At 46.5% G+C, this 13,652-nt stretch carries 11 protein-coding genes; 4 read left to right on the forward strand and 7 right to left on the reverse strand.

Annotation, left to right across the window (positions count from 1 at the left end; all coding sequences use genetic code 11):
• Nucleotides 1-181: 181 nt before the first annotated feature.
• Nucleotides 182-964 (reverse strand): VacJ family lipoprotein, encoded by a 783-nt coding sequence (locus FCL48_RS05620; RefSeq protein WP_169309100.1) that lies wholly within the window; start codon nt 962-964, stop codon nt 182-184.
• A 402-nt stretch (nt 965-1,366) separates the two neighbouring features.
• Nucleotides 1,367-2,020 carry a CerR family C-terminal domain-containing protein gene (locus tag FCL48_RS05625; protein WP_136871279.1) on the reverse strand — a complete coding sequence of 218 codons (654 nt, stop codon included), beginning with the start codon at nt 2,018-2,020 and terminating at the stop codon, nt 1,367-1,369.
• Between the two features lie 460 nt (nt 2,021-2,480).
• Between FCL48_RS05625 and FCL48_RS05630 the strand changes: the two genes are divergently transcribed.
• Complete coding sequence (locus FCL48_RS05630) at nt 2,481-3,515, forward strand: phospholipase A (protein WP_136871280.1); 1,035 nt, start codon at nt 2,481-2,483, stop codon at nt 3,513-3,515.
• 85 nt (nt 3,516-3,600) lie between these two features.
• Here the strand turns inward: FCL48_RS05630 and FCL48_RS05635 are convergent, their stop codons facing one another.
• The 5 genes from FCL48_RS05635 to hisD form a co-directional block, all read right to left on the reverse strand.
• The gene (locus FCL48_RS05635) at nt 3,601-6,240 is read right to left on the reverse strand and encodes a sigma 54-interacting transcriptional regulator (RefSeq protein ID WP_136871281.1); all 2,640 of its coding nucleotides are present in this window, start codon (nt 6,238-6,240) and stop codon (nt 3,601-3,603) included.
• Nucleotides 6,241-6,277: 37 nt separating this feature from the next.
• Complete coding sequence (locus FCL48_RS05640; protein ID WP_136871282.1) at nt 6,278-7,195, reverse strand: ribose-phosphate pyrophosphokinase; 918 nt, start codon at nt 7,193-7,195, stop codon at nt 6,278-6,280.
• A 168-nt stretch (nt 7,196-7,363) separates the two neighbouring features.
• A complete protein-coding gene (gene leuB / locus FCL48_RS05645) occupies nt 7,364-8,437 on the reverse strand; it encodes a 3-isopropylmalate dehydrogenase (protein ID WP_136871283.1) in 1,074 nt (357 codons plus the stop codon).
• A gap of 51 nt (nt 8,438-8,488) precedes the next feature.
• Nucleotides 8,489-9,148 (reverse strand): 16S rRNA (guanine(527)-N(7))-methyltransferase RsmG, encoded by a 660-nt coding sequence (gene rsmG, locus FCL48_RS05650; protein WP_136871284.1) that lies wholly within the window; start codon nt 9,146-9,148, stop codon nt 8,489-8,491.
• On the reverse strand, nt 9,145-10,452 hold the full coding sequence (hisD, locus tag FCL48_RS05655; protein ID WP_136871285.1) for a histidinol dehydrogenase: 1,308 nt from the start codon (nt 10,450-10,452) through the stop codon (nt 9,145-9,147). The genes rsmG and hisD overlap by 4 nt, the downstream gene beginning before the upstream one ends.
• 414 nt (nt 10,453-10,866) lie before the next feature.
• Between hisD and FCL48_RS05660 the strand changes: the two genes are divergently transcribed.
• From FCL48_RS05660 to FCL48_RS05670, 3 genes are read left to right on the forward strand one after another with little or no spacing between them, the layout of a single operon-like run.
• Nucleotides 10,867-11,934, forward strand: a complete 1,068-nt coding sequence (locus tag FCL48_RS05660) for a radical SAM/SPASM domain-containing protein (RefSeq protein WP_136871286.1) — start codon at nt 10,867-10,869, stop codon at nt 11,932-11,934.
• Nucleotides 11,935-11,970: 36 nt separating this feature from the next.
• Entirely contained in the window at nt 11,971-12,990 is a 1,020-nt protein-coding gene (gene hemE, locus FCL48_RS05665) for a uroporphyrinogen decarboxylase (RefSeq protein ID WP_136871287.1), read from the forward strand.
• A 9-nt stretch (nt 12,991-12,999) separates the two neighbouring features.
• On the forward strand, nt 13,000-13,593 hold the full coding sequence (locus tag FCL48_RS05670; RefSeq protein ID WP_240744755.1) for an HDIG domain-containing metalloprotein: 594 nt from the start codon (nt 13,000-13,002) through the stop codon (nt 13,591-13,593).
• The last annotated feature ends 59 nt before the right edge of the window (nt 13,594-13,652 follow it).

Below are 13,652 nucleotides of genomic sequence, written 5' to 3' on the forward strand. Positions count from 1 at the left end.
AACATCTGATATATTATATAAATATATTTAGTTCTATTTTTTTACCATATAGGCATGGAGGTTGCTTAGACATGTGTGTTCCCCAAAGGAACTCAACTCAGCCCCCCCAATCGGGTAAACCATACGCAGTTTGTATGTTTTACCCGATTTTTTTTTGTCATTCTCGACGGACAAAGCAAGGTTATCTATGATCAATTAAATTTTGACGATATTCGTAATAAGCCTGCCTTGAGGCGACATAAGGGTCAAGGGACAACCGCTTCAGATCGTCATAGACTGTCGGGTTAAGAGAAAGGGTGTTTAATCTATTGGAAGTGTAATAATAAACATCCAACATCGTGTTCTCATGGAAATAGGGAACGGGATGGGTATAGGCGTCGACTAGCAGTCCGACAGAATCTCTTATACTGGAAGGCCCGACAATGGGCCAGCAGATGTAAATGCCATTGCCCAGTCCCCAGCGGCCGAGCGTCTGGCCAAAATCTGCCTTTCTGGGCTCCATATCAAATTCAAGAGAGGCAATATCCACAAGGCCATAAATCCCGATTGTACTATTGATGAGAAAACGGCTCAGTACAACTCCGGATTGTTTAAACTCCCCCTGCAGGATAGAGTTGAGTAATCGTACCGGAGAGGACAGATTGTAGAAGAAATTGCCAAAACATTCCCGCAGATCACGGGGAACCAGCCAGATATACCCATCGGTGACAGGACTGAGAACCCACTCGTAAACCGTATCATTAAACTCGAAGAAAACTCGGTTAAGAGGCTCTAAGGGATCAGAGATGGTTGCCTTTGGCTGCTCAGGCCTGAAATCATCAATCAGGTTATCTCCTCCATCGAAACTATCTCCAAGCAGGTCAGGATAATCAGTCTGGCTGGCAGATGCACTGACTGCAACAACTGAGGTAGCTGGCACTATTATGGCCAACAATACAATTATTAAATATACAACAGTTTTCATATACTTATCGCTCATATAATTTTGATCAGTCTCGAAAATAGTAATTCTTATCTACTCAAACTTTTGATTCTTGCTGCAACCAGCTTTCCCGCCATCAATCTCATCGATCCGCATAAGCTTACTATTCGGCTGCGAATAGTCAACCGGTTATCAATAAGCGTTTTTACAACGAGCACAAAGAGCTGCGGCAGCATAAACAACAACTCAAGGCATTCATTGTCTTTTTTTTGGCACACATTACTCATTTTTTCACCCAATGGTAATTGATAATTCTCTGTTAAAAATATAATAGATGTCCCCAGCAGACACCTGACTAAGATGACAGAAGGTTACCAAATCCCCACATGGCCCATCGACGAGTCACCTTTATGTGTCCTTCTGTCCAGTCAGCATGCGTTTTTTTTACAACAGATCCCGGGGCAAAGGCAATCCAAGTTCAAGGATCATTGCCCGGGCCACAACGCGTGCCACCCCTTGATAAAATGCCGTATCCATGGACCCTTTCCCCCTCATCACCTCCAGAGCATCTTTAGCCATGACATAGAGAAAGATCTGCGAGTGAAGAAGATCGATCCAGCCTGTTATTTCTGCCTCGGTCGCCTCAGGCTTTGAGACCAGATAAATTAATTTTGCGGCTTCTATATCAGGCTTCACAACACCTTCTGCAAATACAGGAAACAGTGAAGAGGGTTTCATAAGCTCACGAACAATAAGCTGAACTGTCCAGTCTGGACTATCTCCCTTGAAATGATCATAAAAACTTCTAAAAACGGTTGTTCTAATTATCTCACCACGCCCCTCTGGAGTCTCAAAGAGAACCGGATTTTCAGCGATGACTGAGGAAAAATCAGCACAGGAATCGTATTCAACCGCATAGGCGAGTGCAGACACGTAAAGTTTTGCCTTACTTCCATAATGATAATGAATCGCACTCAACTTTACATCTGCGGCCTCCGCTATCATTCTCGTAGTTACACCTTCAAAACCGTGGAGTGCAAATAACTCTCCCGCTTTCTGCAACAGATGCTCCCGGGTGGTAAGTCTTGTCTCAAGCATCCAGCCATCCTCTACATGTTCTGTGCCATAGTTTAACTCTGCTGTTTGGTAATTACACACGCCCCACAAAATAGGTCAAACGACCTGTTTTGTCAAAGACTATATATAAATTGTCATACAAACACCTTTTTAGTGTTCCAATCAGGTTTTATGAAGGGGAGAAGATTTTATCTGGTTGCATACCCGTTGGACCGGAATAAGTTGATTTTTTTTGTATAAACAGCGAACATTGCGGCGACAGGTAATCAGTGTCCCCATAGAATGAGCTACTTGTGAAAGCCGGTACTACTTGAAAAACAGGAGTATTGAGAAGAAACGCATTTTTCAAACAAACAGAAAAAGACGAAAAGACAACGATTCAAAAGCAATCTCTCCAGCAAAGCTCACGGAAAAGAGTCCCCGCCCCTTTTCCTCTTATTCGGCAAAAGCCCACTCTTCAACACGAATTCATTGTGACACCATGACTAATACGAAACGTCCCGACAAATACTCTCTTCCCCTTCTTTTTGTTCCCATGGCTCTCTTTGTTATGATCCCGCTTGGGTGTCTGCCCCAGACAACAAGCGCTTCGGACAGCACAGAGACAGACAGATGTATCCTTGAGCTCATGCAGACAGCGGCCGACACAATGACAATTGGCGAGGTAAAGGGGCGATGCAACCACACGACCCAAAGTCCAGCTCCCGAGAAGGGCGCAGTAGAAGAGAGACTATTATCGGAGAAAAAAAATAGTCTTCGGCGATTTTCGATCATGTCCCACCAGGCAAACTACCTTCTACTGGCAGCCCATAATTTTCAGGAATGGAACTCTGAATTGTATGGAAACAGCTCCGGTCGGACAATCTCTTTTGACGATACCGAGGTACAATTTCAGCTCAGCGTCAAAACTCCACTGGCAATTGATCTTTTTGACAGGAATCTTGATATCTTTGGAGCATATACAGTACAGTCGTTCTGGCAAGCCTACAACAGTGATATCTCTTCTCCATTCAGAGAAACAAATCACCAGCCAGAGATCTGGCTTCAGACCAGGCATGACTGGAGCCTTTTCGGCATCAGAAACTCCGTTAACACCTTCGGTTTTACTCACCAGTCAAACGGACAGTCAAGCACACTTTCCCGTAGCTGGAATAGAGTATACGCCGGATTCCTTCTGGAAAAGGGTAATCTGGCCGTACTGCTCAAGCCCTGGATAAGACTTGAAGAAAGTGCGACAAGTGATGACAACCCTGACATAACCGATTTTCTCGGTCATGGTGAAATGCACCTTGCATATAAAAAAGGTGACCATGTCTTTTCTCTGATGAGCAGGAACAATCTGGAATCAGGTTTTTCCAAAGGAGCTGTTGAACTCGGATGGAGTTTCCCCCTCTTCCGTTATGATTACATCAAAGGATATATCCAATATTTTTCAGGCTATGGAGAAAGCCTCATAGACTACAACAGCTACGTCAACAAGATAGGAATCGGGGTTATGCTCACCGACATTTTATAGCAATAGGAATACCCGATAGCACATCATCGCAAACAACATCACGGATACTTTCAAGGCAGCCTTCAAGAGGGTCGACGTTTAGATTCTAAACCATGAAGACAAACAGCGTTGCCAGGCAGATGAGGAAACTAAAAGGAATAGCCAGGGTTTTTGAGGTAACTGCAACATCCACAAGTACCCTTTCCGTCACCCTGTAGGTGGCATACAATGAGGCCAGCAGCCCTCCAAGCAGTGTCAAAAACTGCAGTACATAGGTTGAATCTGAGCTGATCAGCCGAATGTTTTCATAGCTGTGCGCAAACCCGAAGATCTCTTGAATATTGGGAAGAATACGCCCCGCTCCACTGACAAAAAACTCAAGATGCAGAGCCATATAACCACCCAATATTAAGGGGATAAATCCATATCCCAACAGCGGCAGTAAAAATGCTCTGTCTATCTGCGCATACATTGACTGCGCAGTTATCATAAGATAATAACCAATCTGAAAAACAAAAATCAGAGAGAAAAACAGGACACTTGCGACAACCCACGATGGCAGGGATAGCCCATACATTGAGTTTAACATCTCAACACACCAGGCCACAAACACCCTGAACTGATCCTGCAGGGCAAAGGGAAAGAAAATTGCTCCCATTGAAACAATAAGAAAACTGTCCGCACGCCGTGGTGTTTCCAGGGCCCAGAGTTCCTGGGGCGCCAGACGAACATTGAGCTGAATGGAGCTGTTATCGCAGGCCTTGATGCACTTGGCACACATGATGCAATCACGGTTATTATCCACGAGAAACGGATGCCTGAACATTGGACAGCCGGGAATCTCAGAATCCCCGTGAAAGCAGGCGTGACTCTGACACCTGTTCAGGCACACATGGCTGTTAGAGCGTAATTCCACGATTGAAGGCATGGAAAAGATGGCGTTTACCGCACCAAGTGGGCAAAAGTAACGGCACCAGGCTCTTCTAGAAAAGAGGACACTGAAAAGTATCGATCCTAAAGTGATGATGAGAATAATACCGCCTGTAAGATACCGATTATTATAGGCATCCCAGACAATCTCCACCCAGAAGACCAGAATGCAAAGTACCGCCATGATCCAGCCGGCATTGTTTTTCAAAATCGGTGGAATATTGCGTGTAGGTTTAATAATATTTTGCAATAAGGTCCCAGGAACGGCAAAGGAGCAGACACTGCACCAGGTCCTTGCAAGAAAGAAAAACGAGAAAAACATCAGGGGCCAGCCGATATACCAGCCGATAGTAAGACCGATATTGGCGGCAGGATCGGACGGACCAAAGAACAGAAAGGCAACGGCAATCAGGAGAACACAACCGATGATAACCTGGGGAACCCGCGGAAAAAGCCAACTTGAAAGCAACTTCCTGACCCAGTGGATACGAAGAAGATTGTACTCCCATTTCCCTTCCGTCTTGGGCAGACCAAGGAGAATCTGCTCCGAATCGATTTCATCTTTTTTGGCCAGCATCACAGCTCTGCGAATAACACTCGAAAGTTCGGTGAGATTACCAGGCCAGTCGTAATTCATGAATATTCCGAGGGTTTCCGGAGTCACTGTGTGAATTTTTTTCCCATATTCCTTGCTAAAGCGTAACAGATAATGGGATACCAGGCGGGGAAGGTCTTCCTTGTGATTTCGCAAAGGTGGCACTTCAAAATACTGCTGAGCGACCAGGTCAAGAAGCTCAGGTATCATTTTCCCGGTACTCACAAGATGGTCGAAAGAATAGATGGTAATGAGCACAATTCTCGACTGCATAGCCAGCTGCGTCTTGCTGCCAATATGGCAATAGATGCTGCTTTTAATTATGTTGACCAGCTCTTGCTGCAACTCCTCTCCCATCAGATGCGCATGGGTAAAAACAACAGTGCCCCCAGATGTCTGCTCAAAAAATCCTGCCTGTCTGACGTTAGCGAAGGGGAAATTACTCTGTTCCAGCCCAAAAAGTTGCCTCTCCAGCACCATGGGTTCATATTCCCGGAGATCAATTTCCAGATAGTGGTTACTGGATCGACTACTCTCTGAATGAACCTGACGGGCTATGATAGATTTTCCTGTACCTGACTCGCCCGTCAACAGATAAGGATTACTGTTTGCTGCAAACTGGTCAATTACAGCCTGCGTCTTCTGGGCGGTTTTTGATTCGCGGATATCATTTTTGCGATTTCGGGCAATACGTCTGAGCTGGATTGCTGAGAGGTTCTTGTCTTTAAAGAGAATAACATCATCGGCCTCAGAGTCAGTCTCATCCTTACCCTTTGGCCGAATCGCATCAATCTGGTCCTGAAAAGCTACCCGTAGACGTTCAGCAAGAGCTGAGTCAAGTTGCTTGTGAATCCTATGATTTGTCAGAAAAGATGTCCGGAAAAATCGTTTATCAAAACAGATCATAACCAGATCAGAAATAGCTCTTACTCCCAAAGACCTCTGCTTATTTGTTAGAATACCTGTTTCCCCGAAATGCCCACCTGGTCCAATCCGGCCAACTATCTTGGTTGAACCGGTATCATTGTCCAAAAACAACTCAACTTCCCCCACAGCTATGACGTAAAAAATCTCGCTGGGGTCACCCTTCTGATAGACATAGGCCCCTTCAGTTAGGGTTAGTACCCGAGCCACCTGGGCAAAAGAGATGATCTCCGCCGCCGTGGCGTCCTTGAAAAGTATTGATTGGGTTAAATGGTCTACTATGTCGTCGCGTTTCATTTCAAAACCCGGGGAGTCTCATCCAGCAATACAACCATCAAATATGTAAATGGTCCTCGATTACATCTGCCAGCAATGGTGCAATAGAATACACATCCAACAAGTCATTGCTGGCTTTTCCCGGATATGTATCAGAACCGATAATTTTTTTTATGGGTCCTTTTTTAAACCTCTCCATCGAATCACCTGCCATTACCAGGTGGGTAGCATGGGCATACACTTCCTTTGCCCCGGCCTCAAGGCAACGATCCGCAGTCTGGAGTATGGATCCTCCGGTTCGGATCATATCATCACAGATAATAACTGTTTTTCCTTTCACCACACTTGAGACCTGGCTGACTATGGTTTTATCTGTATCATAACGATCCTTATCCGCTGCTGTATGAGGACAATCCAGCAGGCTGGCAAGACGGGCCACCCTTTTGGAAAAACCATAATCCGGGGACACCAATACATAATTGGTGAGACCTGATTTTTTTATTTTATCCACCACCAGTTCATCAGACCAGACGTGTTGGGTTCGAATCTCACCGGAATGGGCATGCAGCACCGCTTCGGAGTGGAGATCCACAAACGCCACAAAACTTGGACGTGCGCGAAATATCTGACGGGTGCGGGTAATTCCTTTTGGCAGCTCAAAACTTCCGGGTTTTGCTCTTTCCATGGTGGAATAGCCAAGAAACGGAATCACTACATTCACTGAAGCCGCATTCCAGTAGCGACCTCCGGAGATGAGATCAATCAGTTCCTGATGGGACTGATCATCGTGGGTTGCACCGAGAATGACAAGATCCTTTCCCGAAACTGAATTCGGAAAGGCATGAAATCTTTCACCGTCAGCAAAGACCTTTCGTTCAAGCTCCGTAAATGGCATCCAGAGCCTTTCGGCAAGTTTGTGCCCAAGTGGGGTTGAGGCACTGTTTGCCACAAGGATTACATTATCTTTTCTGGTCATTGTCCATTCTACCTTAAGTGTGAAGGTGAGGTAGGATCACCCCACCAGCACAGGTTTATTGTTTACAACCCATATAGTTGAGTACCATCAGGAAATTCATTCATAAAAAGCAAGAGATAGGCCCAGACTATGAATGAATTTCTAAGGTACTTATCCCGTTTATCGGGGTTAAAGCTCAGCTACGATGGCATCTCCCATCACCACGGTACTTACAGGCGTAACACCACCACTGATGAGATCCGCTGTCAGTATGCCCTTTTCAAGGGTCGTGGCAACGGCCTTTTCGATTGCAACGGCAGCCTCATCAAGACCAAAACTGTAGCGAAGCATCATTGCTGCAGAAAGGATTTCCGCAATGGGATTGGCTATTCCTTTACCGGCAATATCAGGGGCTGAGCCACCGGCAGGTTCATAAAGACCAAATTTTTCACTGTTCAGGGACGCTGAAGCAAGCAGACCCATGGAACCGGTGAGCATCGCCGCTTCATCAGAAATAATATCACCAAACATATTACCGCACAGCATTACGTCAAACTGATGAGGATCACGCACAAGCTGCATGGTCGCATTGTCAACATAGATATGATTCAGCTCCACATCCGGGTAATCTTTAGCAACTTCAATAACCACCTCGCGCCACAGGACCATTGTGGTCAAAACGTTTGCCTTATCAACAGAAGTCACCTTATTTTTTCTAACACGCGCGGCATCAAAAGCCATCCTGGCGATCCGTTCAATCTCGGAACGTTTATAACCCATGGTATCATAGGCACGCTCTTCAGCTCCACTTCCTTCACGCCCTTTCGGGGTACCGAAATATATGCCAGAGGTCAGCTCACGAACACAGAGAATATCAAAGCCGGCTTTTATGATATCTGCTCTTAACGGGCAGGCGGCCGTGAGAGAAGGAAAAACCTTGGCGGGGCGAAAATTACAAAACAGATCAAAATGTTTCCTCAGAGGCAGAAGTGCCGCCCGTTCGGGTTGCTGCGCGGGTGGCAGGCTCTCCCATTTTGGACCACCAACAGAGCCAAAAAGAATTGCATCACTTTTTTCACACAACTCTAGAGTGGCTTTGGGAAGTGCCTCTCCATGATTGTCTATCGCTGCGCCTCCAACATCTGCATATTCATATGATAATTCAAATCCAAATTTTTTCTGCGCCGCATCAAGAACCTTGATCGCTTCCTTCATTACTTCTGGACCGATACCATCACCTGCGAGAACTGCTATCTTCTTCATCTACCCACCTTTATCAATTATTAAACATTATAAGTATTCAAAACCTGTTTGTTAGCTTCCTGCAAAAAACAATAGGGTGCGCTGGGCACCTGATTGCGGTAAAACATGCTCCACAATGGTATTCTGCCTGTATCCGGTTTTTTCCATAATCAGTCGTGCCTCCTCCAGTTCTTCAACCCACCGAGGCCCCTTCATACAGACCACCGCGGCCCCTGTTGAGGAAAAACCTGCGACCATCTCAAGAAAAGGGCCTATCTCGGTTACCGCCCGGCAGGTAATATGGGTAAAGGCTCGTCGATTCAGCTCCGGTTCATCTTCCAGACGATTTGCAAGAATTTCTACATTATGTAACCCAAGGGTCCTGACAATGTGCCGCAGAAAGCTCACTCGCTTAAGGCGTGGTTCAACCAGAGTGAGGCCAAGCGGGTCAAGGGCTGTTTTGCAGATCAGACCAGGAAAACCTCCCCCTGTACCGATATCGAGAAGATGGCTACCATCTTTTTGTAAAAATGGCAGAAGGGTAAGAGAATCGATAAAATGTTTTTCAACTATTTCAGCCTCAGAGGTGACCTTGGCGATGAGATTGACTTTTTTATTCCACTTCTTCAACTCTTTGAAATACATTTCCAGAGGTTCATAAGCGGCCACATCAAGCTCGATCTCTAAAGCGTCGAGGCCCCGGGCAAGTTCTGTTTTAAAGTGAAAACTCATTGGCCAAGACGTATGGCAACAGAGTTTGCATGGGCACCAAGACCTTCAAGCCTTGCCAGACGCATAATATGCTCAGCATCTTCCTCAAGGGCCCTTTTGGAATAACTGATTATGGAACTCTTTTTCAAGAATGTCTCAACACCAAGGGCTGAGGCAAACCTTGCCGTTCCCATAGTCGGCAGAACGTGATTGGGACCGGCAAGATAGTCGCCGGCAGCCTCAGGAGTATTACTGCCAAGGAAGATCGCACCTGCATGGCGTATTTTCGGTAAATATTCCCAGGGATTCAAAATATCCAGCTCTAAATGTTCAATGGCTATGGCATTGGCAACTTCAATTGCCTCTTCCAGGTCATTTGCAATCAGAATGACACCATGGTTAGTCAGAGCCGTTCGGGCGATCTCCTCCCGGCCAAGAAGTGGTAGCTGCCGCTCAAGTTCTGCCAGGACTTCAGCCACAAGAGGCTCGTGGGTGGTGACGAGTATTGCCAGAGCCTGAGGATCATGCTCTGCCTGGGCGAGCATATCTGCTGCAACATGGGAGGCCTTGGCCGTATTATCAGCCACAATGAGAACCTCGGAGGGACCTGCAATCATGTCAATACGGACCATACCGGACACCTGACGTTTCGCCTCTGCGACAAACTGATTCCCTGGTCCTACAATAACATCCACCTTAGGAATCGACTGGGTTCCATAGGCAAGGGCAGCGATTCCCCAGGCAGATCCTGCCTTGTAAATCTCGGTGATACCAATTTCCTGAGCAGCAACCAGCAAATGCGGGCTGATCAAGCCGTCTTTGCCCGGCGGAGTCACCATTACGCGCTCGGCCACCCCTGCAATTGCAGCCGGAATACCGTTCATAAGAACTGAGCTGACAAGAGGAGTCGATCCTCCCTGGCCGCCGGGGACATAAAGACCAGCAGAATCCACAGGGCGCACCAGGCGACCTACGATGGTTCCATTTTCACGGGTCTGCATCCAGGAGTCTTCCAACTCACGTTCATGAAAATTCTGTATTCGTTCGATTGCTGTCGTCAGGGTTTCTAAAAAATCACGATCCACCTGCTCATAGGCGGCAAGAAGCTCACGACTGGTCACCTGCAGTTGCTCACCTGTAAGATTTGGAGCATCATACTTCTGCCCATAGGCTACAACAGCCTCATCTCCTTTTTCTTTGACGGTCTGCAGAATTTCATACACGGCATCCCGACAACTGCTATCGGCCGACTGAAAACGATCAAGCAGACCGTCGACAACCTCTCCCCCTTCAGGGCTTGATATACTCACAGCTGAAATCAACATAGTCCCTCATTATATTCGACAGATTTTTATCTACCATCTCTGCGATTTTGAATATTTTGCACAACGCTTACATCGCATGCCAATGCTACGGCAAAACAGTTTTGCACTATACGTCATTTGGCTTTATTTATAAAGTTCAACAGCGGTTAAATTTGTCAATCCTCCATCTTTTTTCAACCCAAACCCTTTCATCTTGGTCAAAAAGTGCAGACACCATCACAGGAAAGCTCATTAAAAGGGGGCAACAGAAAACAGCGAAGCTCTTTATTTATTTGAGGAAAGACTTACCCTTTACCCCGTTGATAGAGTATATTTTTTATATCAGATAAGCTTATTTTTTATTGTCCCGCCTCACTTAAAATATAGATTTCACCGCTTGTTTCGCGGAAATCTTTGAACGATTCTGGAGCTTTTATGGATTTTGAACCGAAATGGATTGCCTGGGAGATCACCCGACGCTGCAACCTTAAATGTGTCCACTGTCGCTCTTCTTCAGAGCTGACCATTGCTGACCACCCTGATTTCAGCCTGGAGGAGGCCAAAGCCATAATGGATGATATCGCCTCCTATGCAAGCCCGGTACTCGTCCTGTCCGGTGGTGAACCACTGCTCAGGGAAGACGTTTTTGACATTGCAAAATATGGCAACTCCAAAGGATTCCGGATGTGTCTTGCCACCAATGGCACCCTGGTGACCGACGAGATTTGTGAAAAAATCAAGGATGCCGAAATCAAAATGGTTTCCTTAAGCCTTGACGGCGCTAAAGCTTCTACCCATGACGACTTTAGAAACCAGCAGGGTGCCTTTGACGGAACGATGAACGCCATACGCCTATTCAAAGAACATGGTATTTCTTTTCTCATCAACTCATCTTTTACGGTCCGCAATAAAGATGAGATTCCCGACATCTATAAACTGGTAAAAAGCCTTGGGGCTACTGCCTGGTATATGTTCATGATTGTCCCCACGGGCAGGGGTGAAGATATCATGGATGAGCTCATTCCCCAAAAGCTCTACGATGATATTTTAGAATGGCACTACCAGGTGGAAAAAGAAGAAAATGAACTCCTGATGCGTCCCACCTGCGCTCCACACTACTATAGAGTCATCAGAGAAAAAGCCAAAGAGGCGGGAGAAAAAGTAGAACGTCGAAGCCTCAATTTCTCAACCGGTGGCTCAAAGGGCTGTCTGGCCGGGCAACTCATCTGCCTTATAGATGTTGATGGAGAAATTTTACCCTGCAGCTATTTTCCGAAATCTGCCGGTAACATTAAGACCACCCCGTTTAAAAAAATCTGGGAAGAGTCTGAGCTCTTTTTACAACTCCGAGATTTTAAAGGATATAAAGACAATTGTGGGAAATGCGAGTATGTTGGGGTATGCGGGGGATGTCGAGCCAGGTCGTATTCAATGACCGGAGACTTCCTCGCTCAGGAGCCATTTTGTAACTACGTTCCTCAAAAACTCCGAAAAAACAGCTAAAACCTTCACTCTATTCAATCAACTCAAACAAACACTATGAACGATACCTTTCTTAAAGCCTGCCGTGGAGAAAAGACAGACTACACCCCTATCTGGATGATGCGCCAGGCCGGACGGTACCTTCCTGAGTATCAGAAAGTTCGGGGTAATGTGACATTTCTCGAGCTCTGCAAATCTCCTGAGCTCTGTGTGGAGGTAACCCTTCAACCCATTGACATACTCAATATGGATGCGGCAATCCTCTTTTCCGACATTCTGATCTTGATGGAGGCGATGGGGGCCCCCCTCGAATTCCACGAAGGGAAGGGGCCGATTTTTCCTAAAACCATCAGGGACCAGGCAGCACTCGACCGACTGAGCGTCCCAGATGCAGACGAGGCCACCGGCTTTGTCATGGATACCATTCGTCTGCTCAGAAAAGAACTCCGCGTCCCTCTTATCGGTTTTGCAGGTGCCCCCTTTACCTGCGCCACCTACCTTATTGAAGGCGGCAGTTCGAAGGTGTTTTGGGAAACCAAAAAAATGATGTTCACCAATCCTGAACTTTTCCATAATCTGATGAGTAAAATCACAGAGGCCACCATCCTTTACCTTGCGGCACAGGCCCGTGCCGGTGCCCAGGCTCTCCAGCTTTTTGACAGTTGGGCCGGTATCCTTGCCCCTTGTGACTTCAAGGTTTTTGCCCTACCCTATGTACAGAAAATCCTCCAGTCGCTGAAGAAATTTGATATACCTCTTATTTACTTCGCAAATAACGGGGCAACCCTGCTTGATCTATCGATAACTTCTGGTGCGGACGTCATAGGTCTGGACTGGCGGATTAACATTGGAGATGCAATAAAAAAAGTCGGCAAACGAGCAGTACAGGGCAATATTGATCCATTCGCCCTGTTGCTGCCAAAAGATCAGCTGAGGAAACGAATCGCCGATCTTTTAGACGGAGCAAAAGATGCACATGGGCACATCTTTAATCTCGGCCACGGGATTCACCAGTTCACCCCTCCCGAACAGGCTAAAATTGCCGTGGACGCAGTCCATGAACTCAGTTCCAGATAACAGCACTATATGGCGAGTCCAATCCCTACCATAGACCAGTGCGTGCGTTTCATTCAGCGGTATGAAATGCTTTCCAATATCCGCGACCACTCTTTCATGGTCGCCCGGGTTGCGAAAACACTGGCTGATGGACTCGCGCGCACAAACATCAGCAATCCGCCCGATTGTGATGAGGTAATTGCTGGTGCTCTTTTACATGACATTGCCAAAACCAGATGCCTTGAAAACAATGGGCACCATGCCCTCGAAGGCCAACTCATCTGCACAGAGCTCGGCTACCCCAAGATCGGCCAGATAGTCCTGGAACATGTCATACTCAAAGATTTCAATGAAACGGCGTATAAACGGGGGATATTTGGTGCTCGGGAACTTGTCTACTACGCCGACAAACGGGTTCGCCATGATCAGATCGTCTGTCTCCAGGAACGCCTTGATTACATCATCGCTAGATACAGCGACGGAAGCCCCGAAAAAGAAGAGTACATTCGACGGAATTTTTCAAAGACTCGCCAATTAGAAGAGATGCTCTTCAGCCATCTCGACTTTACATCTGAAGAATTGGAAAACAACCTCGCAGAAGATTTTCTTCAACCGTTTCGTTGACGGTGGCGCGGTTAACTTGTTACATTTTTGTTTGCACGGGGTCTTTATGAGGGGCAGGA

It is taken from the genome of Desulforhopalus sp. IMCC35007, from assembly GCF_005116575.1.
GTDB lineage: Bacteria > Desulfobacterota > Desulfobulbia > Desulfobulbales > Desulfocapsaceae > Desulforhopalus_A.

Bases quoted from the DNA above. Each gene is read 5' to 3' on its own strand.
- FCL48_RS05620 (WP_169309100.1), bottom strand. From the start codon at position 964: ATGAAAACTGTTGTATATTTAATAATTGTATTGTTGGCCATAATAGTG.
- FCL48_RS05625 (WP_136871279.1), bottom strand. From the start codon at position 2,020: ATGCTTGAGACAAGACTTACCACCCGGGAGCATCTGTTGCAGAAAGCG.
- FCL48_RS05630 (WP_136871280.1), top strand. From the start codon at position 2,481: ATGACTAATACGAAACGTCCCGACAAATACTCTCTTCCCCTTCTTTTT.
- FCL48_RS05635 (WP_136871281.1), bottom strand. From the start codon at position 6,240: ATGAAACGCGACGACATAGTAGACCATTTAACCCAATCAATACTTTTC.
- FCL48_RS05640 (WP_136871282.1), bottom strand. From the start codon at position 7,195: ATGACCAGAAAAGATAATGTAATCCTTGTGGCAAACAGTGCCTCAACC.
- leuB (WP_136871283.1), bottom strand. From the start codon at position 8,437: ATGAAGAAGATAGCAGTTCTCGCAGGTGATGGTATCGGTCCAGAAGTA.
- rsmG (WP_136871284.1), bottom strand. From the start codon at position 9,148: ATGAGTTTTCACTTTAAAACAGAACTTGCCCGGGGCCTCGACGCTTTA.
- hisD (WP_136871285.1), bottom strand. From the start codon at position 10,452: ATGTTGATTTCAGCTGTGAGTATATCAAGCCCTGAAGGGGGAGAGGTT.
- FCL48_RS05660 (WP_136871286.1), top strand. From the start codon at position 10,867: ATGGATTTTGAACCGAAATGGATTGCCTGGGAGATCACCCGACGCTGC.
- hemE (WP_136871287.1), top strand. From the start codon at position 11,971: ATGAACGATACCTTTCTTAAAGCCTGCCGTGGAGAAAAGACAGACTAC.
- FCL48_RS05670 (WP_240744755.1), top strand. From the start codon at position 13,000: ATGGCGAGTCCAATCCCTACCATAGACCAGTGCGTGCGTTTCATTCAG.